This is a genomic window from Methylomonas sp. PHL2-19 (assembly GCF_059331595.1).
The window spans coordinates 820,051-842,408 of record NZ_CP196839.1 but is presented as its reverse complement, the minus strand read 5'-3'; the positions used below and the strand labels follow the sequence as shown (position 1 = coordinate 842,408).

Genomic DNA, 22,358 nt, shown 5'->3' with positions numbered 1-22,358 from the left:
AGCGTTATCACGGCAGTTATTTGCGCGTCATGAACAAATAAAGAAACTTACATTTCAAAATCGCATCTTTTTCGTCCATTTCCACCACCGCGCAATCTTCGTATTTTTCCCGGCCAGGTGTGACTTGCTTTTTTATCACGCCGTCGGCCACGCTATATTTGATTGGGATGGTCATTTCCCCGATGCCGCTACGCGCATCTTCACCGGTGGTTATCAAGGTACCGTCTTTTTGAAATTCCCAAGTGACGTGCAAGGGCTTCTTTTCGCGGTCGAGAGCCAGGGCTTCGTGAGTGACCTGCCATTTACCCAGTAATTTGGAGTTATCCGCCAGTTTGACTTCGGCATTGGCGGTGCCGGCGGCAACGGCGGCAAACAGGGAGAAAAGTATTGTTATTGTTTTCATCGTATATTCCCGGCTGGTAGGTTGATCGAGCCTGGAATATAGCATATCCGCTTTTGCCGTCAGCGCTTTTCTTCCTGAAAAACCAGCCGGGTTTTTGACAGGTAATCGTGCCAGCATTGGCCGTTTCTATCGAATAGACACCAGAAAAACCCTAGCCCCAAGCAAGCCCAGGATAATAAACCGCCAAGGAAGCGGACGCTGGCTTGCTGCCAATTGGGAGAGCGACCATCCAAGGCGCTGACTTTAACTTTCCAGGCGCGCAAACCCAGGGTCTGGCCGCCGTGGGTCCAAAACCAACCGTAGAAAACAAAGCTGATGCCGAGCAGATAAAGTGGATAAAAAAACTGATCGCTGGCAAATGCCTGGCCGGCGTTAAAAGGCAAAGCAACGGCCGTGGCGAAAAACCATATCGCCAGCAGTAAGAAAGCATCGTAACCAGCAGCGGCCAGCCGACGCAAAAAACCCGGAGGGGAGGGTAAATCCACGCCGGGTTTTGGGGTGCTTGCTTTAGCGGATTGTCGCAATTATTTGTCGAAAATCGCCAGTTTTTGCCCCATGTACATGCTCATGCCCACCAGCGCGCCGATCATGACGATGGAAAACAGAAAGGGCGGTCTATGAAAAACCAATAATGCGAAATCGGCGACGAATAGACTAGTAAATACAGGCTGGTCTACAAAACCCAGTAAAATTTTTTTAAACATACGCTCCACTCTCCGATATAAATTCCCCGTCACCGGCCTAAGGGCGACAAGTACAGCCAATTTTTATGTTATTACACCAAAATATTCGGCGAATTGCGAAATTCTACATTTAACCCAAGGGAATGTAAAAGAATGTGCTGGATTGAGCTTAAATCTGGCGAGGTGTTATGATAAGACCGCTAGGACGTTCGCGCCCGAAGCCTCGAAAAAGCTGGCACACGTCATTCTAAATTAAGGGATAAAGTCATTTTTAGTTTCTTCAAAAAAATCTTTTCACCGGTTGAGCAAATTGCCGAACCGGTTAATGAATCGGCGGGGTCGAGTGCCGTGAAGATTTATCCGCGTTCAGAGCATTGCATTTCTCGTGCACAAATCAGCGAAAACGCCCTGAAAGTGCTGCAACGCTTGAAAAAGGCCGATTACGAGGCCTATTTGGTGGGCGGCTGCGTCAGGGATTTGCTGCTGGGGCGGGAGCCTAAGGATTTCGACGTGGCCACTAACGCCAGCCCGGAGCAAATCAAGCAAGTATTTCGTAATTGCCGAATTATTGGCCGGCGCTTTCGACTGGCGCATGTTTTTTTCGGCCGCGAAATTATCGAGGTGGCGACGTTTCGCGGCTCGGAAACGGAAGAATCCGACCAGCAAGTCGTGCATGAAGACGGCCGATTATTGCGCGATAACGTGTTCGGCACACTGGAACAGGATGTCTGGCGCCGAGATTTCACCGTCAACGCTCTTTATTACAACATCCGCGATTTTTCCGTGGTGGATTATACCGGCGGCATGCAGGATCACGCGGCGGCGGTCATGCGTCTCATCGGCGACCCGGAAGTACGCTATAGAGAAGACCCGGTGCGGATGCTGCGCGCCATCCGTTTTGCCGTGAAGCTGGGTTTTACGTTGCATCCGGATACCGAAAAGCCGATTTACGCCCAAGCCGATTTATTGAAGAGCATCCCCTCGGCGCGTCTTTACGATGAAGTCATTAAATTGTTTTTGTCCGGTTACGGTCTGCAATCCTTCGAGATGCTCAGACATTACGGTTTGTTTGCGATTTTGTTTCCGGAAACCGACCGCTGCCTCGCCAGCGAAGACCACGATTTTCCGCGCTTGTTCTTGATCCGGGCCTTGGAAAACTCCGACACCCGCTTCAACGACGGCAAAACGCTGACACCTTATTTTTTATTAGCCGCCCTGTTGTGGGAGCCGCTGCAATTAGCCGCGCAAAGACGCATCGCCCACGGCGAAAACGAAACACTGGCCTATCAGAACGCCGCCAACGAAGTGCTGACCAGACAAATCAAGGTCACGGCGCTACCGCGCCACATCACGCAGTCGATGCGCGAAGTGTGGTTCTTGCAAAACAAATTCTCCAGAACGGTTGGGCCAAGGCCTTATCGTTTGCTGGAGCAGCCTAAATTCAGAGCGGCGTACGACTTTTTGCGGCTACGCGCGGAAACCGGCGGCGCCGATCTGGAACTGGTCGAATGGTGGACACGTTTTCAGGAAGCCGACGATGCGGAGCGGGAAAGAATGACCGCGCCGCCAAAATCCGGTGGCGGTAAAACCCGTAACCGTAAAACCGGCCGTTACCGTTCTCGAGGCAAACCCGCCCCCGTCGGCAATGACGCTAGCTAAGGCAGCTGTCGAGGCCTATATAGGCTTGGGCAGCAATCTCGAAGACTCTGTCGATCATGTCAATCGGGCCAGACAAGAAATCGCGGCCTTGCCGGGTGTGGTCGAAATTGCCTTCTCGCCCTTGTACCGCAGCTTGCCGGTTGGGCCGCAAGATCAGCCCGATTACGTGAATGCGGTGCTGCGAATTTCGACCGAGCTGGAACCTTTGGTTTTGCTCAGACAATTACAGCAAATCGAAAACCAGCATGGCCGGCTGCGCAGTGTACGTTGGGGAGCCAGAACCCTGGATTTGGATGTATTGCTTTACGCACAACAGCGCATTAACGAACCGGACCTGATTGTGCCGCATCCGGAGTTGTCCAAGCGCGCCTTTGTGCTGTACCCCTTGGCTGATGTGGCAAGCAGCGATTTGCAGATTCCGGGCCTGGATTCATTGTCGCAACTCTTGGCGGCTTGTCCGCCCGACGGCTTGCGGAAAATAACAGTATGAACTTATATGCCGATGCCTTAAAGGCGCTGACGATCAGTGATCTGGAGGCAATGAAACGAGCCGGCGAGAAAATCAGTTGCCTGACTGCTTACGATGCCAGCTTCGGCGCGCTGTTGGACAGAGCGGGTATCGACGTACTGCTGATCGGCGATTCGTTGGGCATGGTGATTCAAGGACACGGCAGCACCTTGCCGGTCACACTGAACGATATGGTGTATCACAGCCGTAGCGTGGCAATGGCCAGGAAGCGCGCTTTTGTGGTTACCGACTTGCCGTTTGCCAGTTACGCTACACCGAAGCAGGCATTGCTGAATGCAGCAAGCTTGATGCAGTTGGGTGGCGCGCAAATGGTCAAGCTGGAAGGCGCCAAGCTCGACGTCATTCGCTTTCTGGTGGATCAAGGCATTCCGGTCTGCGGCCATCTAGGTCTGTTACCGCAATCCGTAAATCGCTTAGGCGGTTATAAAGTGCAGGGGCGTGAAGAACAGCAAGCCAAACAAATTTTGGCGGATGCGGAAAAAATCGAGCAAGCCGGCGCAAGCCTTTTAGTGCTGGAATGCGTGCCGGCGCAACTGGCCGCCGAAATAAGTCAGCGCCTAAGTATTCCGACCATAGGCATCGGCGCTGGTGTTGATTGCGATGGCCAGGTGTTGGTGCTGTACGATATGTTGAATATCAGCACCGGCAAGCGGCCGCGCTTCTCTAAAGACTTTATGGCCGACGCCTCCAGCATAGAAGAGGCGGTGCGCCACTATCATCAAGCGGTTAAATCCGCGCAATTTCCAGCGTCCGAACACAGTTATTAAGCGTATGCAGATAGTCACCAGCGTCGCCGCCTTGAGAGAAGTCATCCGCCAATGGCGGCAAGCCGGCCATAGCGTCGGTTTCGTGCCGACCATGGGCAATCTACATGCCGGGCATATCAAACTGGTTAGCACGGCCAAGCAACAGGCCGATAAAGTGGTGGTCAGTATTTTTGTCAATCCCACGCAGTTTGGGCCGAACGAAGATTTTGCCAGTTACCCGCGCACCGAGCAGCAGGATCAGGAAAAGCTGATAGCCAGCGACGCCGATTTACTGTTCTTGCCGTCGGTGACGGAAATGTATCCGCAAGCCACGCAAACCGGCATTTCAGTCAGCGGCTTGTCGGCACTGCATTGCGGTGCCAGCCGACCCGGACATTTTGACGGCGTAGCCTTGGTTGTTTGCAAGCTGTTGAACATGGTCCAGCCCGACCTGTTGTTGTTGGGCGAGAAGGATTTTCAACAACTGACGCTGATTCGGCAAATGGTCGCCGATTTGAATATACCCGTTGCAGTCCAGGGCGTGGCAACGGTTAGGGAGGACGATGGCTTGGCGATGAGTTCCCGCAACAGCTATCTGACCGACCAACAAAGACAGCACGCGCCCAAGCTCTATCAAGCCTTGATCGCTGCACGCGACGAGATTTTAGCAGGGCATGTCGATTATCCAGCTGTGGCGGAACGGCAGCGCCAAAATCTGCAGCAAGCCGGTTTTGCAGTTGACTATTTCAGCATTTGCCGTAGCAAGGATTTATTGCCCGCCAGCACCAGCGACGCTAATCTGCTGATTTTGGCTGCTGCCAAGCTGGGCACTACACGCCTGATCGATAACCTGTATTTTTCTAAAATAAACAACTGACTGCATTGGTTTTTACCTTTGAAAGCTAATGCTTAAATTTGATAGCAGAGTCAATTTCAGGCATAATCGCCGGCCCTAGTATTCGACCTTGTTTACCATGAACATAAACATGCTTAAAGCTAAGTTACACCGTGCGCGGGTAACGCATTCCGAGCTGGATTACGAAGGATCGTGTGCTATAGACGGTAAAATTCTGGATTTTTCCGGCATCAGGGAGTACGAGCAAATCCATATTTACAATATTAACAATGGTCAACGCTTTACCACCTATGCGATTCGCGCCGAAGAAGATTCCGGCGTATTTTCGATTAACGGTGCAGCTGCAAGGTTGGCGTGCCCTGGCGATTTGATTATCGTTTGTGCGTTCGCCAGCTTAGATGAGAAGGAACTGACGAACTACAAGCCGACTTTGGTGTATTTCGACGGCAACAATCGTATTAGCCATTCCAGTCATTCCATTCCTGTTCAGGCCGCCTGATTTAAACATCCGCCGGCGAACGCAATCGCCGGTGGATGTTTGCATTTTTTAAGCTTCAGATACATCTATCTCACTGACCTTCTCGGTCAGGGTGATGCTTTGTTCGATTGCCACCAATACTTTTTGCATGCCGATGCGTTTGTTGGCGTTGATTAAGATTGGCGATTTGATCGAGCCTTTAATGGTCGGCTTGCCATTATCCTGCTCGTTGTCTTTGTGCAGCAGAATTAATATCACCAGTTCGTCGCCCGGCTCTAGTTGCAGCAGCGCTTCTTCGGGGTCGGTTACCGTAAAATTATAATTGATGTTGAAGTGCGACGGATGAGCCGCGGAAAAAGTCAGCTCCGCGTTATCGACCGATTGCAGCCAATAGACAATCTCGCTGCCTTCCTGATGAAATAATTTAAAGCGGGTCTGATCTTCAAAACCGGGTAGGCCGCGCGGAAAATTGATGATAGTGTCCGGATTGATGTCTTGGTTGCCTAACAATTTCGATTGAATTTCCATGATCCCGCCCGTATTCGTTGAAGTCTAAGTTAACAGCATTAATCAATGCACCAATGTATAGCACGGAAAGGGGTATTTGCAATGCCGATTGTGGGCGACCCGCTCGGACACTCTTGCTTTATCATGCCCGACTCCCTAAAATTGCGCGCTTCTTTCAGGTGTTTGCGCCGCTTTCTCGGCCAAGCTTAAACAGGAAGTCGGTGCGGCGGTTTTATCCGCTCATGCCGGCGCTGCCCCCGCAACGGTAGATAAGTAAAGAGCTGCGTTTTTGCCACTGTGCGCTTTGCATGGGAAGGTCGCAGATCAGGCGTCAAGCCACTTATAAGCCCGGAGACTGGCCCGGAAGATCATTCGAGACAGCGGAGGGCTGTTGACGGAATGGTCTGAGTCCATGCCTAGCCTGCCTCCGTCTTTTTCGTTTTCCGTTTTTCCTCTGTCCTTTTTCACCCGGATGCGCGGCGGGCGCAGAGGATAATATGCAAACAATTCTATACAGATCTTTATTGCTGGCGAGTACGCCTTTTACAGTGTGGGCGGCAACCGGCGATGAGGCTATCAACCTTGCCGAAACAATCGTGACGGCTACCCGAACCGAGACTAGACAGAACGAATTAGCCACGGCGATGACGGTTTATACTCGCCAGGACATCGAGAAACTTCAGGTTAGAACCCTTCCTGAGTTACTAAAAGGCACGCCGGGTGTGGACATGGTGCAAAGCGGCGGTTACGGTAAGGATACCAATGTCTATTTGCGCGGCACTAACTCCGATCATGTACTGGTTTTAATCGACGGCATCAAGGCCGGCTCGGTGACCACCGGCACCAGCGCATTTCAGTTTATTCCTATCGATCAAATCGAACGTGTGGAAATCACTCGAGGCCCGCAGTCCAGCCTGTATGGCTCGGAAGCGATCGGCGGGGTGATTCAGATATTTACTCGCAAGGGCGGCACCAGTGAACGGCCGAACATTGCGCTGGAAGCTGGCGGCGGCTCATACGACACCTATAACGGCTCGGCGGCCGTCAACGGTAAATGGGGCAAGGCTTGGTATAGCTTGAGCGCCGCTCAACTCGGTAGCCAGGGCATCAATGCGCTGAGCGGTGTCAGCGTCGCGAGCGGCTATAATCCGGACCGCGACGGCTATAACAACACCAGCCTGAATGCCAAAGCCGGTTACCGCTTCGACAACAGCGCGGAACTGGAAGCATTTTTCCTGCGAGCCGAAGGCGAAACCGAGATCGACAATTCCATCAGTAGCACCACTGAGTTTGTCAATCAGACGCTGGGAGCCACAGCCAGCGCAAATTTCAGCGATAGGTGGAAATCCACTTTGCGGGTGGGACAAAGCATGGACGATGCCGATCAGTTTCGGCATAACGGTCGGTTTACCAGCCGTTTCAACACCACACGCTGGAACGCCAGTTGGCTGAACGAACTGGCCTTGCATAAGGATCACCAATTGACAGTGGGTGCCGATTACCGCTTCGACGAAGTCGACAGCACCACACGCTATGTCGAAACCTCGCGTTACGATGTCGGAGTGTTCGCTGATTTGCACAGCCGAATTTTCGACAAGCATTTTTTGAACGCTTCCTTGCGGTGGGACGAAAACCAGGCTTTCGGCGATAGTGTCACCGGCAATTTCGGCTGGCGGTTTAATTGGGATTACGGTCTCAGCGCTTTTGCCAGTTTCGGCAATGCATTTAAGGCGCCGACCTTTAACCAGTTATACTTCCCAGGCTTCGGCAACCCCGGCTTGCGTCCGGAAAAGTCCACCAGCTTCGAAGCCGGTTTTGCCGGCCATCACGATTGGGCCAACTGGGAACTGCGCGCTTATCACACCAATATCGAGGATTTGATTGTATTTAGCGGCACGCCGTCCACCGCCAGAAATATCGGCAAGGCGCAGATAGATGGCATAGAAGCCGAAGTGTCCACGCAAATTCTCGGCTGGAACAACAAACTAAGCATGAACCTGATGACACCGAAGGACAGGCAGACCAATTTGCGCCTGCCGCGTCGAGTGACGGAAAGCATGTCCTATGATGTCTCGCGCTCGTTCGGTGATATTGATATTGGTGCCTCCGTGCTGGCTCAGGGCGAACGATTCGACGACGCCGCGAACCGGGTCCGTCTGGGCAGCTTTATGACCGCCGATCTGCGTACCGCTTATCGCATCGACAAAAATTGGATGTTAAGCGCCAAACTGAATAATATGTTCGACAAACGCTATCAAACGGTTAACACCTATAACAGCTTCGGCAGAAATTTCTATTTTTCGATCCATTACAATTACTAAACCTTTTTTGGAGAACCCTATGAGTTTGAATCAAACCTTGGCTGTTAAACCCGGCGCGGTCGCGTTGATGGCGTTGATGGCGGCCACCCGTTTTCACCATTTCGGCACCCCGTTCGCATTGCCGGACGCTTCATTGGCGGTGTTTTTTTTCGCCGGCTTGTGGCTAGGCGGACGCTATTTGTTCGCCTTATTGCTGGCGGAAGCGGTGCTGATTGATTACTTGGCGATCACTAAACTTGGTGTCAGCGATTTTTGCGTGTCCAAAGCCTACGTATTTCTGGTCGGCTCTTACGGCGCGATGTGGTTGGGTGGCAAATGGTGCCGACAATTCACTGGGTTGTCGATAGCCAACGCCGCGCAACGCCTGATGGCTCTAGTAGCAGCTACATCCATCGCGTTTCTGTTTTCCAACGGCAGTTTTTACTGGCTATCCGGACGCTATCCCAACGGCTCATTCGCGCAATATATTGAGCGCGTTGCGATGTATTATCCGCCTTATATGACATCCACCTTGATCTATGGTGTGGTCATTTTTGGCTTGGTAACTGTCGTAAAATCCTTACTGGCCGCCAAAACCACTCGCGAAGCCCTCTAACAGCATTCCAGAATCCAGCGCGGCGATTTTCATCGCCGCGCTGATCAGGACTATGTCGGCAAGCATGCCCTTCCGCTCTTCCAGTTTTGCAACACCTGTTTATCCAACGTAAATCATGATTCTCACCCTCAGCATTTTGTTGGCTGTAACCATCGATTTTTGGCTGGGCGAGCCGCGCAATACTTATCACCCGCTAGTGATGTTCGGCAAATGGGCTAGCGCTATAGAAATGCGGCTGTTAAACAACGAGCAATCGGTTTTTCGTCAACGAGTCAGCGGCTTTTTGGCGGTGGCAATAGTCTTAATTCCCTGTCTGCTCTGGTTGCGGCTTGTACCGAGTTGGCCACCGCTGCAAACTACAATCGATGTACTGGTTTTGTATTTTTGCATCGCAGCCCGTAGCTTGCAGCAACATGCGCTGGCCGTTCATTCGGCCTTGGCGGATAGCGATTTACCGTTAGCGCGGCAACAGGTGGGTAAAATCGTCAGCCGTCAGACCGAAGCGATGACCGAGGCCGACGTACGCCGTGCAACTATCGAATCGGTGCTGGAAAACGGTGCCGACGCGGTGTTTGCGCCCTTGTTCTGGTTCGTCGTATTGGGGCCGTTCGGCGCCTTGCTCTACCGCTTCAGCAATACCCTGGATGCCATGTGGGGCTATAAAAATCAACGCTATTTATATTTCGGCTGGGCCGCCGCGCGCTTCGACGACCTGCTGAATTGGTTGCCGGCACGCTTGACGGCCTTGAGCTATGCCCTGCTCGGCAACACCACACAGGCTATCAAGTCCTGGCGGACGCAAGCCCATCTACTGGACAGCCCTAACGCCGGACCGGTGATGACAGCTGGCGGCGGCGCACTGCAGCTGCAGCTGGGCGGGCCGGCTTGTTATCACGGCCAACTGAAACAAAAACCCTGGTTCGGCGGCCCACAACTACCGGAAAACGGCGATATTGAACGCGCCAGCGCATTGATGTACCGGGCTCTACTGTTATGGCTAGTCGTGATCGGCGCGGGAGACTTCCTTGCTTGAACATGGCGGCCGCTTGCGACAAGCCGCGAGCCAATATGGCATTCCTTTGGCCGACTGGTTGGATTTATCCACCGGCATCAACCCTAACGGCTGGCCGGTGCCTGCCATTCCTGCCGAATGCTGGCAACGCCTACCGGAAGATGATGACGACTTATTAGCAGCAGCGCGGGTCTACTATCAAAACGATTCCTTGCTGGCGGTGGCCGGCTCGCAAGCGGCAATTCAAGCGTTACCTTTGTTACGGCCGAAATCACGAGTGGGCTTGCTGCACCCTGCCTATGCCGAGCATGCCGGCAGTTGGCAAAAAGCTGGGCATCAAGTTGTCAGAGTCGAAGCGGAGGCAATAGACGAACGGCTGGATGAGTTGGATGTGTTGATTTTGGTCAATCCCAATAATCCCACTGGCCGGCTATGGAACCGGCAACAGCTATTGAATTGGCATGAAAGTCTTAGCCGGCGTGGCGGCTGGCTACTAGTCGACGAAGCGTTTATCGATAGTTTGCCCGCCGAATACAGTCTGGCACCACTACCTGTGCGGCCGGGTTTGATAATATTACGGTCTGTCGGTAAGTTTTTTGGTTTGGCCGGCATCCGTTGCGGCTTCGTGATTACCCAGTCGGACTTATTGGCGAAACTTGCTGAGCGGCTTGGGCCCTGGGCTATCAGCCATCCAGGCCGTTATGTCGCTGCACTGGCCTTGGCTGATCGAAGCTGGCAATCCGCCGCTGCTGCATCGTTAGCGAAGCAGGGGCAACGACTACAGCAGCTATTGACCGACAGCGGTTGGCCACCCAGCGGTGGATGCGATTTATTTCAATGGGTGAAGTGCGTGCAGGCAGCTAAGCTGCACGATTTATTGGCTGGGCAGGGTATTCTGACCCGCTTGTTTCAGGAGCCGGCCAGTGTGCGTTTCGGCTTACCGAAGGACGAGTCAGCCTGGCAACGCTTGGCACAGGCGCTGACTCATCCTGATATTAGGCAATTAAGCTGGTTTGCGCATCCGCAAACCTAATCCGGCGATAACGCTTGCAAATAGCCACGCCGCGCCAGGTAACGGCACGGGGGTAAACACGTGAGTGTCGACAATGTCACTGGCGGTAATGACACCAGCGCCACGAAAATCTTCGCTGTCGCCTAATTTTCGGTTAACTTCAAAAACCAAAAACTTCAAATTATCGGCAAATGCTAAGCCAAACAGGCTGGGCAGTTTAGTCGGATCAAGGTCTACCCCGCCCAGTAATAGCTGATCAAAAAAACCTGTCACCGAAAATTCCGCACCGGATACCAACAGGCCACTGTCATCGTATTGGTTGCTAGCCGATTCCATATGAAGGGTCAGGATGTCATAAGTGCCCGGCATTACTTGGGTACTGGTAAACCCCTGACTGTTTATCTGAGCTTCGCTGACGGTGGCGTTGTCGACGATATTTAGCACAGCGTGGTCGTTATCGATCGCCAACGCTTGTCCGTTAGCTAACATGGAAAGCGGAGCGCTTAGCGAGTAGCCCAAACGTAAACTGGCGGATTCGCTGCCTGACGCCGGAAAAACGTCGCTGGAGCTCGGTGACAAAGCATCGACCGTTACTTGTCCTGAAAAATTGCCGGTGCTGAAATTGACGAAATCGCCTGAAAAAGTAAATTCAAGAGCCGCAGTCGCGTTAGCCGAATACAAAAACGTCGCTAATAGGGCAGTTAGTATTTTCATGGTTTGTCCTTAAAGTAAATTTAGTGGTGCGACTTCTTATACTTAGCAGCAAGACTAAGTGGAGGCGCAGGGGATACCAATATTTTTGTGAGCGAGTTCAATCTCTGGACCGATTATCGCGGCAGCCGGTCGATACCGTCAACCCTTGATTTTCCTGGGCAAGCGTTAGCTTGCTGCAAACCCGGTGCCGAATTGGGCCGCTGAGAGTTGGGCTAACTAAAAAAGCTTGTCCAAAATCGACATCACGATTTCCACGGCAATCAGCCAGATAATGATCCACTCCAAGGCCGAGGAATGCTGGTGTTTTTGTTCATCTGCCAGCATTTCCAGCAGCTCGTGTATCGTCTCAAGCTTTTTTGACAATACGTCGGTGCGTTGCTGAATTTCCAGGTAATTGGCCGCCATTGAATAAATATGCTGGTATTCGGGATGTTCCCAAAAAAATTCCGGGGTATCCAGCAGATCGTAATTAAGGATGATGTCGCTCTTGGTAAGAAACAACTGGCCGCGGATCATCGCCATGGTTTTGCGATTGAGCTTGATTTTGCCTTCCCGCGCCAGCGACTGCGGCAAATGGCTGGTGGCGCGGATGGTGTCGATGGCGTGGCCTTCGAACGCCGCTAATTTGATCGATTGCGCCATCGCGTGCGAAAGCGCCAACAGCACTTTGAAGTCGGCAGATTGCAATTCGATATGATCGTGCTGAATCCGGTCCTGCTCGCAACCTATTTCATAGCTGAAATTGTCTTCCTGCGGTTCCGCGTCGGGTTTGATTGCATAATCCAGCAATAAATCCTGCAAGGCGCGGCGGTCGTCGAGATTCAGGTTCCAGCACACCATCACGCCATAGGCAAACACAATCGCGCAGCCGGTTTTGTAATCGACCACCAAAGCGTTTCTAAATAGTTGCGCGCGGGTGGTATCCAGCAGTTTTTCCCGCAATTGCGCGAATTCGAACGATTGCGCCAGGCACACCGTCAAGCAGCGTTTAATGGGTCTGTCGTCTGTCATGTCCGTATTTTCTCAGGTCGGTTTCGGCATTAGTTTGTAACACCGACAGGCAAAACGGTTAAAATAGCCAATTAATCCATCTACTGAAAGCGTATTGCTGAGTGTCATGCCAACTAACTATAACACCGATGATTTAAGAATTTGTGAAACCAAGGATGTGGTGGCGCCGATTCAGGTTCATGAAGAAATCCCGATGACCGAGCAGGCCGCAGCCACCATTCTGCATGCCAGGGAAGCGATTCACAACATTCTGACCGGTGCCGACGACAGATTGCTGGTGATTATCGGTCCTTGCTCCATCCACGATCCGGCAGCGGCAGTGGAATATGCAGGGCGCTTGAAACTGATCATGGACGAGTTGAAAGACGACCTGGTGATCGTGATGCGGGTTTACTTCGAAAAGCCGCGAACCACAGTAGGTTGGAAAGGCTTGATCAACGATCCGGATTTAAATTCCAGCTTCAACATCAACAAAGGCCTACGGATGGCCCGTCAAGTATTGTTGGATGTGAATAATCTTGGTGTGCCGGCCGCCACCGAGTATCTGGACTTGATCACACCGCAATACGTCTCGGACTTGATTTCCTGGGGCGCCATCGGTGCCAGAACCACCGAAAGCCAGGTGCACCGGGAATTGGCGTCCGGCTTGTCTTGCCCGGTCGGCTTCAAAAACGCCACTGATGGCGGCATTCAAATCGCGATTGACGCGATCAATGCCGCGATGAGTCCGCACCACTTCCTGTCGCTCACCAAAGAAGGCCGCTCGGCGATTTTCTCGACGCGCGGCAACGAAGATGCCCACATCATTCTGCGCGGCGGCAACAGTCGCCCGAACTATGACGAAGTCAGTGTCGATCAAGTGGCCGAGGGGCTGGAGAAGGCCGGTTTGCGGCCGAACATCATGATCGATTTCAGCCACGCCAACAGCCTGAAAAAATACCAGCGGCAAATGCTGGTGTCCGAGGACGTGGCCAGCCAAATTCGCGGCGGCGACAACCGCATCATTGGCGCAATGGTGGAAAGCCACCTAGTAGGCGGCCGTCAGGATGTCGAAGAAGGTAAACCGCTGACTTACGGCCAAAGCATCACCGACGCCTGCCTGGGTTGGGACGATAGCGCCGAATTGTTACATCATCTGGCCGGCGCCGTGGAACGCCGCCGCGCCGCCAAAACACACAAGGTTTAACGCATGAAAATACAGGTCAATGGCGATCATCGCGAGTATGGCGAAAACGCCACCGTTGCCGACGTAATTACCGATTTGGGCTTGACCGGCAAACGCATCGCCGTGGAATTGAACAAAGAAATCCTGCCGTTTACCCAACACGCCAGCCAACGCTTGCAAGCTGACGATAGATTGGAAATCGTACAGGCTATCGGCGGCGGCGAAGACGATTATTTCACGCTGGCCGGCAAACAATACCGCTCGCGTTTGTTGGTCGGTAGCGGCAAATACAAGGATCTGGAAGAAACCCGCCTGGCTACCGAAGCCAGCGGCGCCGAGATTATCACGGTGGCGATTCGCCGCACCAATATCGGCCAGAATCCCGGTGAACCGAGCTTGCTGGACGTGATCTCCCCGGACAAATACACGATTTTGCCCAACACCGCCGGGTGTTACACTGCCGAAGATGCGGTGCGCACCTGTCGTTTGGCGCGCGAGTTATTGGGTGGTCATAAATTGGTCAAATTGGAAGTATTGGCCGATCAACTGACCTTGTTTCCCGATGTAGCCCAAACCTACATAGCCGCCGAATTGCTGGTCAAAGAGGGGTTTGACGTGATGGTCTACACCAATGACGACCCGATTGCCGCCAAGCGCCTGGAAGAAATTGGCTGCGTGGCGGTAATGCCTTTGGCGGCGCCGATCGGTTCCGGCTTGGGTATCCGCAACCCCTACAACATTTTGACCATCGTCGAAAACGCCAAAGTGCCGATCCTGGTCGATGCCGGCGTCGGCACTGCGTCCGATGCAGCGATGGCGATGGAACTGGGCTGCGACGGCGTGTTGATGAACACCGCGATAGCCGCTGCGAAAAATCCTGTATTGATGGCTTCGGCGATGAAAAAAGGCATCGAAGCCGGCCGCGAAGCTTTCCTGGCCGGACGCATGCCGCGCAAGCGCTTTGCTTCGGCCTCTTCGCCGATTGATGGGTTGTTTCTGTAATGGGGACTCTGTGGAACTATCAGAGCGGTTGGTAATAAAACTTCTGATTTTAGCGATTACTCTTGGGGTCTATTTTTTATTAAAAACTATAATCCCCAATTTGGAATTCGAGAGTTTGCACAAGAAAGTAATACTGATAGTTGCAGTAACTTCAATTGGATTTTTTATCTTTGTACCTTTTAAATACGGAATGTAGGTTGGGTTAACAACCGATAGGGCGTGACCCAAGATTTCAACCCAAACATGTTGAGAACGTAGATTGGGCTAGCCCAATAGGGCGTAACCCAACAAACCGAAGCCACTGCCAAAAGACATACTCTGTAGAATTTGAGTTGATACGCTTAAAATCCTTATCATGACCGCCCAGCCCGACACCGAAAACGACGTAGTTTGCTACTGCAGCGGCACCACCGAGCAGCAAATCAAACAACTACTTGACGAGGGCGTCACCGATCCGGAACGAATCTCCCGCATTACCGGCGCGGCATCCGGCTGCGGTGGCTGCGAATTCGAATTTCAGCAGCTAATCTCCGAGTACGGTCAAAAAACTTAAGACAATGGCCTGCTGTGACGATCCTACCGAGCCGAAAAAAAATTGATCGCCGCGACTTGATTCGTTGCCAAGAACGATATGACGAACTAGTGCGGGACCTCTTCACCGAGGACCCGGAACGGGTCATTTTCAAATTGCTAAGCGATACTAGCGGCTATCTGACTGAACTGGCTGCATTAAACGCCCACCACGCTTCGGCCAGGCTCCGAGCAATCAATTTATTAGAAAAATCCAGTTCGTCGGTACTAGAACGAATCATTAACAAGGAGCCGGATTCGGTGTTTGGTCAGGCCGCAAAGGCTAGGATGGAGCAATGTGGCGCTTAACGAAGCCAGCTGCATCTGCCGCAATTTGTGTCCATCGCCATCGCCTAATAATATCTTGACGTTACTATCCTATCATTCAGGCCAGCAAGAAATTTTTCCATGACCGAACCCCAAAAAATCGACCCCGCCCGCATCAAAAGCTTCATCCGCCGCCAAGGCCGCGCGACTGCCGGCCAAAAGCAAGCACTGGAAAGCCATTGGGATAAATATTGCCTGTCGCCGCAGCATGATTTTGATCTGGAGCAAGCCTTCGGCCGGCAAGCGCCGTTGATTGTCGAGATCGGTTTCGGCAACGGCGACAGCCTGGCGGCGATGGCTGAGGCCAATCCGGATTTGAATTATCTGGGGATTGAAGTGCACCGCCCCGGCGTCGGCCATTTGATGATGTTGCTGGAGCAGCGCGGCATTAACAACGTGCGGATTTACCACCACGACGCGATCGAGATTCTGGAGCAAAAAATTGCCGACCATAGCTTGGCCGGCGTGCATCTGTTTTTCCCCGACCCTTGGCAAAAGCGCCGCCATCACAAGCGCCGCATCGTCCGTCCCAGTTTCGTGGAATTGCTGAACAAAAAATTGCTGGCCGGCGGCTATTTTCACGCCGCCACCGATTGGGAGCATTACGCCAAGGATATGCTGGGGATTTTATCGGCCGGCACCGGTTTGCAAAACACCAGTGCCAGCAAAGATTTCTGCGAACGGCCGATTTATCGGCCGTTAACCAAGTTCGAAAACCGTGGTTTGGGTTTGGGTCACGGGGTTTGGGATTTGATTTTTCGGAAGGTTTAAACGGGTCGAGACGCGATAAGCCGTTCGCTGAGCGGAGCCGAAGCGCTTGCCGACTCCGCTCAACCTGCGGCTTTCACCACATCAAATCGTCCGGAATCTGAAACTCGGCATACGGATCGTCGGCGGCCGCCAGATCCTGCGTGGCTTCGTTCAACACCACAATACTACCCGCATCCCGCGCCTGCACTTTGCGAGCGACCTCCGCAGGCACGATCTCATAATGTCCGTCTACTTTGGCGATACCGGCCCGACCATTGATCAAGGCCTCCCGCACTTTTTCAGCCACGTATAGGGTTTTGACTTTGTTGTCGTCGGTGAAGTTGTAAGCCAAGCCGTTCGGATCCAGCGCGATACGGTTCATTTCGACGATTTGCTTGATTTGCGCGCCCAAGGCCTTTTGTTCTTCTGCCAGCTTGCGTTGCCGATTCAGTTCGCGGTCGCGCTCTACTTGTTGCTGGCGCAGTTGTTCCGCACTCAGCTTCACCTCATCGATGGTCTCGACGCCATTATTGCGTTCCAATTTGGTTTGTTTACGCTTCTCGGCTTTGACTTGTTTGAGCTTGGCGTCGTTGCTCAGACCGGATTTAAGCAGTTGTTCTTGCAGGGATAGATTTTGCGGTTTTTTCATGGCTAGACAATGGTTTAGCAAGGTTAAAATTCGCGGTCAGCATAGCATAAAGCGTTACTGGCCCAGCATCTTGCCGGTAGCGTATTGCCACCAGCTTAGCGGCTTGGTCAGCGGCACCTCGCAGCGGTCGTAACCTTGGTATTCGATGCCGCGGAAGATGTCCTCGCGTAGCCATTGATAAGCGGCCGGCGCGCTTTGTTGCAAACGTTCCGGAATTAGAATGTATTGCGCCACCAGTTCGGCCAACTTTTCCTGGGTGGTGCCGTCGTAACGGCCTTCATTGACTTCGCCTAAAGCTTCAAAGGCCTCGAACCATTTCGAAGGCCACAACGCCAATTTTGCCTCAGCGATGATTTTCATGATGTCTTCGTCGTTGGAAATCTTGTGGTATTTGTAGAAAAAATACAGATCGTCCTGGCCATTCCAGAAATGGAAATTATCGATGGTGTGGGCGATTTCATGCACGACGATAGGCAGCCGAAAATCCACCAAATACTGCACGCCGATGTCCCGGTAAGTGCCGCCTTCCTTGCCCTTGTCGAAGGCCTTGACGGTAAACACGATCAGGTTTTGACCGCTGAACACCTGTGCCACGGTCTGCGAGCGAAAGCCTATGCCCGGCACCAGCGTCAACGGATGAGTATGATCCTGCCAGATGCTGTTTTTGTAGTCTTCCTGAAACGCATCGCGAATCAGTTCCTGCATCACCGTGGGCTTGTCGGCAATTTCCTGTTCCAGATTATCTACCGGCTTGGCTTTGCTGATACTTTGCCGCAAAAAGGCCGGGATTTTGCGAATGGCTTTTTCGAACAGACGCAGATGATCTACGTTGAAGCGCCGCACTTCGTAGCGATAGTCATCGCTGTGTTTGACCACGGTTTTGGTGTCGTAGAACAAGGCTAAAGCCCGCCAGGCGGCTTCGCGGTCGTCCCAATATTTTTCCAATACGCAGAGTTCGCCGGCGATATTGTTGGCGCAATCTTCGCGGTAATCGGCCAAGTCGTCGAGATAATCCTGGTTTTTATGATCGGTCAGCACCGCCACCGCTTGTTTGCGCAAGCCCGGGTGGCCCGCTTCATAAAAGCGGATGATGTCAGCTAGGGCCGCAGTAGGGGTAAAGTGTTGCTGGCTGGTAGCGCAGACCAGTTCAGTGTTCTGCGACAACGTGAAAAAGCGGTTTTGAAACAGCGGTACCGGCTCGGCTGCGTATCCAAAGCCGGTATTTAACAGCAGCCAGCCTAAGCAAGCAGGCCGCAAAAAGGTCAAACGGCGCAAGTTTTATTTATCCAGGCCCATGGCGTCCCACACTTTTTGAATGGCGCCTTCATCCTTGTAATTGGCTTGCGGTGCGCCGGCTGGATAATTTAAGGTATAAATCCGTTCGGCGTCGGCGGCCAACTCGTCCATCCCCAACTGCCGATAGCCGTCCTGCATGATTTGCAAGGCAAACGGCACCGCCGGGGTGCGTTGATATTCCTTGATGATGTAATTAGCCCGGTTAACAGCGGCGACATAGGCTTTACGGCGCATGTAAAAGTCGGCGACATGAACTTCGTACATAGCCATATTGTTGCGGAGTGCGATCATCCGCAGTTTGGCATCGGCAACATATTGGCTATTGGGATAGCGGCGGATCAATTCCTGGAAATTATCGTAAGAATCTTTGGCCGGACCGGGATCGCGTTGCGAAGAGTCCGTGGGCAGAAAGCGGTCTATAAAGCCGATGCCGCGGTTGTAATTGATCAGGCCCTTCAGATAATAGGCATAATCGACATTGGGGTTACGTGGATGGATTTTAATGAAGCGGTCAGCGGCGGCTAAGCCCGCTTCCGGATCGTCGTTTTTATAGTAAGCGTAAGCAACATTTAATTGGGCCTGAGCCGCATAGTCGCCGAACGGATAACGCGATTCCAGCGCTTCGTAAAGAGTCACCGCTTTTTGATAGTTTTTATTGTCCAGCGCTTCCTTGGCTTTTTCATGGAACATTTTATCGTCCCAACCGGCGTATTCTTCATCTTTATTATTAGCCGAAGAATCCTTGCTCATAAAGGCATCCAGGGTCTCGCAGCCTTGCAGCGTCCAAGCCAGACAGGCGATAAAAACGGTTTTTACTAAAACTAATCGCATACGTTTATCAACACGTTGTAATATTGCGGGTTTTTTGCAGCTTTTGGCGGCATTCTGGCCGCGAGTATAACTTAAAAACGACTATGACGATATTGACGGCAAGGGTTCCCGAGGAACTGGCGGGTATGCGACTGGACCAGTGTCTGGCCGAAGTGTTTCCGGATTATTCGCGCAGCAAACTGCAAACCTGGATCAAAGCCGGCCGGGTATTGGTGGATGGTGAGGTTATGAAAGGCCGCGAGAAATTGGACGGCGGCGAAGAAATCGAGCTGGATGCCGAAGCCGAGCGCGTGATCGAATACGCGCCTCAGGAAATCCCGCTAGACATTGTTTATGAAGACGATTCTTTACTCATCGTTAACAAACCGGCCGGTTTGGTCGTGCATCCTGCGGTCGGCAACTGGGATGGCACCTTGGTTAATGCCTTGCTCAATCACACCCCCAATCTGGATACCCTGCCCCGCGCCGGCATAGTGCACCGCATCGACAAGGATACCAGCGGTTTATTGATGATCGCCAAAACCTTGCAGGCTCATAACAGTCTGGTCGAGCAGCTCCAGGCTCGCAGCATCCATCGTGAATATCTGGCGCTGGTAAAAGGCTGGATGACGGCTGGCGGCACCGTCGACGAACCTATCGGCCGCCATCCGGTGGACCGTAAACGTAATGCCGTAGTAAAGCGCGGCGGTAAAGAAGCGATTACCCATTACCGGCTGGAACAACGCTTTAAGCGCCATACGCTGATTCGCGTCAAGCTGGAAACCGGCCGCACGCATCAGATTAGAGTGCATATGTCGCACATTAATTATCCACTGGTCGGCGATCAAGTCTACGGCGGCCGCTTCCAAATGCCGGCTGACTGTAATCCCGCGTTGGCAGAGGCCTTACGCAATTTTAAGCGCCAAGCCCTGCATGCCGCGAAATTGGGTTTGGAGCATCCGGAAACCGGCGAATACTGCGAATGGGAACAACCCATCCCCGAAGACATGCAAAATCTGTTGAAATTATTGGCCGAAAATGAATTGGATCAAGCCTGATTGGCCGCTGCCGGCGCATGTACACGCCGCAGTCACCTTGCGCACCGGCGGAGTCAGTACCGGCCCTTACGCCAGTTTGAATCCGGCCAGCCACGTCAACGACGACCCGCAGCACGTCAAAACCAACCGCTACATCATTAAGGACATGCTGCAACTGCCGTCCGAACCGGTCTGGCTGCAACAAGTGCACGGGACGCGCGTGGTGAACGCCGACGAAACCGAGGGCCAGGAGGAAGCCGACGCCAGCTTTGCCGATCAACCCGGCACGGTATGCGCGATATTGACGGCGGATTGTCTGCCAGTGCTGTTCTGTGGAGACGATGGCGAAGTGGTCGCCGCCGCCCACGCCGGCTGGCGCGGTTTGCAGGCCGGTATCATCGCCGAAACCCTGTATGCGATGAGTTGTCAGGATGTGCATGTTTGGCTGGGGCCGGCGATAGGCCCGGATAATTTCGAAGTGGGTGACGAGGTGCGGGACGCTTTTATTCAAGACAACCCGATTACCGCCGTCGCATTTCGCGCGCGACAGCCTGGCAAATGGCTGGCGGATATTTACCGGCTGGCGCGTATTAAACTGGCGGAACTGGGTGTGGAACACGTTTATGGCGGTGACCTATGCACCGTCGCCGATCCGCAACGTTTTTACTCGTATCGCCGTGACGGCGCGAATACTGGCCGCATGGCCAGTTTGATCTGGAGAGACTAATTTGACTGTATTGTTGTCGATTATCTTGTTTACCGCGCTGGGTGGCGTGCTTAGTGTTCTGGCTGCTGCGGTGTTTTTATTACTGCCAGAACACAAACAAAAGCATGTACTGCCGCACGGCATCAGTTTTGCAATTGGCGCGTTGTTGACCGGCGCGTTTTGCGGATTGATCCCACACGCATTCGAGGAAGTGCCGGTCGAGGATATGTCCACACTCTCGGCTACGATTTTAGCAGGCATCCTATTGTTTTTTGTATTGGAAAAACTCCTGGTCTGGCGCCATTGCCATTCTCACGCTTGCGAAGCCCACGGCGAAGAATCGCACGATGACCATCACCACGAACACGGCCATACGCATGCAATCCAAGCGGCCGGCCACCGCCCCGCCGGGATGTTTATTATCCTCGGCGACAGCATCCATAATTTTGTCGATGGCGTGTTAATCGGCGCAGCGTTTTTAACCGACGTGCAACTGGGTATCGTCACCAGCTTGGCGGTGGCCGCGCATGAAATTCCGCAAGAAGTCGGTGACTTCGCGATTTTGCTGCATAGCGGTTACAAGCGCGGCGAGGCTTTGTTTTACAACATTCTTGCCAGCTTGAGCACGGTAGTTGGCGGCGTTTTGGCGTATTTCAGTCTTGGCGACCTACATCACATCTTGCCCTACTTTTTAACCCTAGCGGCTTCCAGTTTTATTTATATCGCGGTTGCCGATTTGATCCCGTCTTTGCATCAGAAGACCGATATTAAAACTTCATTACAACAGATTGGTTTTATTTTGGCTGGGGTGGTGTTGATTTTGGTGATGCAAGGCATAGCGCATCGGTTTGAAGGGAAAATTGACGGGGATAGAGTCGAGCAAACTGGTATCGTTTGATCCAGTCTTTATAAGGTCACAAGTCAACTGTCTCTTCGCCATGCGAACGAAATTTAGGTCGCCGGCGCCGCGACTCAGTAATCATAAGCGTCATCTCGCAAGCGGCGGCTAATTTGATAGATGTTCTCGGTATCAAATACATTCGTGTAAGCGGCGGCTTGCCCTTCATGCTTGATATTGCAACGCCGTTCGCCTTTACGCTTTTCCAGTATGTCTGTCGATACCGGCTGCTGCGTTAAGCGTCTGTCGTTTTTATGCGAACGAATAAAATATTCTCTGACTTCGACGATTTTATTTTTGAAGCGCTTGCCATGCAGTTTTTTGATTGCGAGCTTACCGGCTTTGTCATCGTCAATAAAAATACGGCCATGAAACGACAGCACATTGGTCTTGATATTTTTAAGACAAAAGATGTCGGTTTTTAGAATATTGCCAAGCTTGAAGGGAAGTAACAGGCAAAACCTGAGGGCCGGGGCGACAAAGTCTCCCAACTCGCTTTCTTGCGTAATCGACGGGATATTTTTAATAATCAATATCATAAAGACACTCTGGTAGTACTTAGCTGTATCCCAAGGCTGGTTAATACGGTTTGGGCCAACGCTCACTACCTTCGATACGTAAA

26 protein-coding genes and 1 riboswitch are annotated in these 22,358 nt (G+C 52.5%); of the genes, 16 read left to right on the top strand and 10 right to left on the bottom strand.

The features are described from left to right. Positions 1–16: 16 nt before the first annotated feature. The 3 genes from ACR02O_RS03930 to ACR02O_RS03920 are packed head-to-tail and all read right to left on the bottom strand — an operon-like array spanning position 17 to position 1,107. Positions 17–403, bottom strand: coding sequence for a hypothetical protein (locus tag ACR02O_RS03930; RefSeq protein ID WP_033156821.1), 387 nt, complete (start codon positions 401–403; stop codon positions 17–19). Positions 404–462: 59 nt separating this feature from the next. After that, complete coding sequence (locus ACR02O_RS03925; RefSeq protein WP_494522848.1) at positions 463–927, bottom strand: RDD family protein; 465 nt, start codon at positions 925–927, stop codon at positions 463–465. Continuing rightward, positions 928–1,107, bottom strand: coding sequence for a hypothetical protein (locus ACR02O_RS03920; protein WP_020483849.1), 180 nt, complete (start codon positions 1,105–1,107; stop codon positions 928–930). 327 nt (positions 1,108–1,434) lie between these two features. Between ACR02O_RS03920 and pcnB the strand changes: the two genes are divergently transcribed. From pcnB to panD, 5 genes are all read left to right on the top strand, one after another. Next, positions 1,435–2,745 (top strand): polynucleotide adenylyltransferase PcnB, encoded by a 1,311-nt coding sequence (gene pcnB / locus ACR02O_RS03915; RefSeq protein WP_494522847.1) that lies wholly within the window; start codon positions 1,435–1,437, stop codon positions 2,743–2,745. Next, a complete protein-coding gene (gene folK, locus ACR02O_RS03910) occupies positions 2,732–3,235 on the top strand; it encodes a 2-amino-4-hydroxy-6-hydroxymethyldihydropteridine diphosphokinase (RefSeq protein ID WP_494522846.1) in 504 nt (167 codons plus the stop codon). The genes pcnB and folK overlap by 14 nt, the downstream gene beginning before the upstream one ends. Continuing rightward, complete coding sequence (gene panB / locus ACR02O_RS03905) at positions 3,232–4,041, top strand: 3-methyl-2-oxobutanoate hydroxymethyltransferase (protein WP_494522845.1); 810 nt, start codon at positions 3,232–3,234, stop codon at positions 4,039–4,041. The genes folK and panB overlap by 4 nt, the downstream gene beginning before the upstream one ends. A 4-nt stretch (positions 4,042–4,045) precedes the next feature. Next, complete coding sequence (panC, locus tag ACR02O_RS03900) at positions 4,046–4,897, top strand: pantoate--beta-alanine ligase (RefSeq protein WP_494522844.1); 852 nt, start codon at positions 4,046–4,048, stop codon at positions 4,895–4,897. A 97-nt stretch (positions 4,898–4,994) separates the two neighbouring features. Beyond that, positions 4,995–5,375, top strand: coding sequence for an aspartate 1-decarboxylase (gene panD, locus ACR02O_RS03895; RefSeq protein ID WP_033156827.1), 381 nt, complete (start codon positions 4,995–4,997; stop codon positions 5,373–5,375). Between the two features lie 48 nt (positions 5,376–5,423). Here panD and fliW read toward each other — a convergent pair whose 3' ends face one another. Continuing rightward, complete coding sequence (fliW, locus tag ACR02O_RS03890; protein WP_033156828.1) at positions 5,424–5,882, bottom strand: flagellar assembly protein FliW; 459 nt, start codon at positions 5,880–5,882, stop codon at positions 5,424–5,426. A gap of 139 nt (positions 5,883–6,021) precedes the next feature. After that, a riboswitch (cobalamin riboswitch) is annotated at positions 6,022–6,239 on the top strand. A gap of 119 nt (positions 6,240–6,358) precedes the next feature. On the opposite strand from fliW, the gene ACR02O_RS03885 reads away from it, so the two are divergent. The 4 genes from ACR02O_RS03885 (at position 6,359) to cobD (ending at position 10,822) form a co-directional block, all read left to right on the top strand. Beyond that, entirely contained in the window at positions 6,359–8,182 is a 1,824-nt protein-coding gene (locus ACR02O_RS03885; RefSeq protein WP_494522843.1) for a TonB-dependent receptor domain-containing protein, read from the top strand. Positions 8,183–8,201: 19 nt separating this feature from the next. Continuing rightward, positions 8,202–8,777, top strand: a complete 576-nt coding sequence (locus tag ACR02O_RS03880) for a hypothetical protein (protein WP_458138880.1) — start codon at positions 8,202–8,204, stop codon at positions 8,775–8,777. Positions 8,778–8,892: 115 nt separating this feature from the next. After that, positions 8,893–9,810, top strand: a complete 918-nt coding sequence (gene cbiB / locus ACR02O_RS03875) for an adenosylcobinamide-phosphate synthase CbiB (RefSeq protein WP_458138879.1) — start codon at positions 8,893–8,895, stop codon at positions 9,808–9,810. Continuing rightward, a complete protein-coding gene (gene cobD, locus ACR02O_RS03870; protein ID WP_458138878.1) occupies positions 9,803–10,822 on the top strand; it encodes a threonine-phosphate decarboxylase CobD in 1,020 nt (339 codons plus the stop codon). Before cbiB ends, cobD begins: the two co-directional genes overlap by 8 nt. Here cobD and ACR02O_RS03865 read toward each other — a convergent pair. Further along, positions 10,793–11,515: a hypothetical protein gene (locus ACR02O_RS03865; protein WP_458138877.1), complete on the bottom strand. Its 723-nt coding sequence runs from the start codon at positions 11,513–11,515 to the stop codon at positions 10,793–10,795. The genes cobD and ACR02O_RS03865 overlap by 30 nt on opposite strands. Positions 11,516–11,731: 216 nt before the next feature. After that, positions 11,732–12,526 (bottom strand): RMD1 family protein, encoded by a 795-nt coding sequence (locus tag ACR02O_RS03860; protein ID WP_033156832.1) that lies wholly within the window; start codon positions 12,524–12,526, stop codon positions 11,732–11,734. 106 nt (positions 12,527–12,632) lie between these two features. On the opposite strand from ACR02O_RS03860, the gene aroG reads away from it, so the two are divergent. From aroG to trmB, 4 genes are all read left to right on the top strand, one after another. Next, positions 12,633–13,712, top strand: a complete 1,080-nt coding sequence (gene aroG / locus ACR02O_RS03855) for a 3-deoxy-7-phosphoheptulonate synthase AroG (protein WP_319961620.1) — start codon at positions 12,633–12,635, stop codon at positions 13,710–13,712. Between the two features lie 3 nt (positions 13,713–13,715). Next, complete coding sequence (gene thiS, locus ACR02O_RS03850) at positions 13,716–14,693, top strand: sulfur carrier protein ThiS (protein ID WP_494522842.1); 978 nt, start codon at positions 13,716–13,718, stop codon at positions 14,691–14,693. A gap of 355 nt (positions 14,694–15,048) precedes the next feature. Continuing rightward, the gene (locus ACR02O_RS03845; protein ID WP_458138875.1) at positions 15,049–15,246 is read left to right on the top strand and encodes a (2Fe-2S)-binding protein; all 198 of its coding nucleotides are present in this window, start codon (positions 15,049–15,051) and stop codon (positions 15,244–15,246) included. Between the two features lie 425 nt (positions 15,247–15,671). Further along, entirely contained in the window at positions 15,672–16,361 is a 690-nt protein-coding gene (trmB, locus tag ACR02O_RS03840) for a tRNA (guanosine(46)-N7)-methyltransferase TrmB (RefSeq protein WP_458138874.1), read from the top strand. A 73-nt stretch (positions 16,362–16,434) separates the two neighbouring features. Here trmB and ACR02O_RS03835 read toward each other — a convergent pair whose 3' ends face one another. Genes ACR02O_RS03835 through ACR02O_RS03825 form a run of 3 tightly spaced genes read right to left on the bottom strand, consistent with a single transcriptional unit; the run spans position 16,435 to position 19,116 of the window. Then, positions 16,435–16,989, bottom strand: a complete 555-nt coding sequence (locus ACR02O_RS03835; protein WP_494522841.1) for a DUF2058 domain-containing protein — start codon at positions 16,987–16,989, stop codon at positions 16,435–16,437. A gap of 54 nt (positions 16,990–17,043) precedes the next feature. Next, positions 17,044–18,264 carry a hypothetical protein gene (locus ACR02O_RS03830; RefSeq protein WP_458138872.1) on the bottom strand — a complete coding sequence of 407 codons (1,221 nt, stop codon included), beginning with the start codon at positions 18,262–18,264 and terminating at the stop codon, positions 17,044–17,046. A gap of 3 nt (positions 18,265–18,267) precedes the next feature. After that, complete coding sequence (locus ACR02O_RS03825) at positions 18,268–19,116, bottom strand: outer membrane protein assembly factor BamD (RefSeq protein ID WP_171697229.1); 849 nt, start codon at positions 19,114–19,116, stop codon at positions 18,268–18,270. Positions 19,117–19,199: 83 nt separating this feature from the next. Here ACR02O_RS03825 and rluD point away from each other — a divergent pair, with 83 nt between their 5' ends. The 3 genes from rluD to ACR02O_RS03810 are packed head-to-tail and all read left to right on the top strand — an operon-like array spanning position 19,200 to position 21,736. Then, a complete protein-coding gene (gene rluD / locus ACR02O_RS03820; RefSeq protein WP_458138871.1) occupies positions 19,200–20,153 on the top strand; it encodes a 23S rRNA pseudouridine(1911/1915/1917) synthase RluD in 954 nt (317 codons plus the stop codon). After that, positions 20,134–20,859 carry a peptidoglycan editing factor PgeF gene (gene pgeF / locus ACR02O_RS03815; RefSeq protein WP_458138870.1) on the top strand — a complete coding sequence of 242 codons (726 nt, stop codon included), beginning with the start codon at positions 20,134–20,136 and terminating at the stop codon, positions 20,857–20,859. The genes rluD and pgeF overlap by 20 nt, the downstream gene beginning before the upstream one ends. Position 20,860: 1 nt before the next feature. Next, a complete protein-coding gene (locus ACR02O_RS03810; protein WP_458138869.1) occupies positions 20,861–21,736 on the top strand; it encodes a ZIP family metal transporter in 876 nt (291 codons plus the stop codon). Positions 21,737–21,810: 74 nt separating this feature from the next. On the opposite strand, the gene ACR02O_RS03805 is transcribed toward ACR02O_RS03810, so the two are convergent. Beyond that, entirely contained in the window at positions 21,811–22,275 is a 465-nt protein-coding gene (locus tag ACR02O_RS03805; RefSeq protein ID WP_319961611.1) for a hypothetical protein, read from the bottom strand. Positions 22,276–22,358 lie beyond the last annotated feature (83 nt).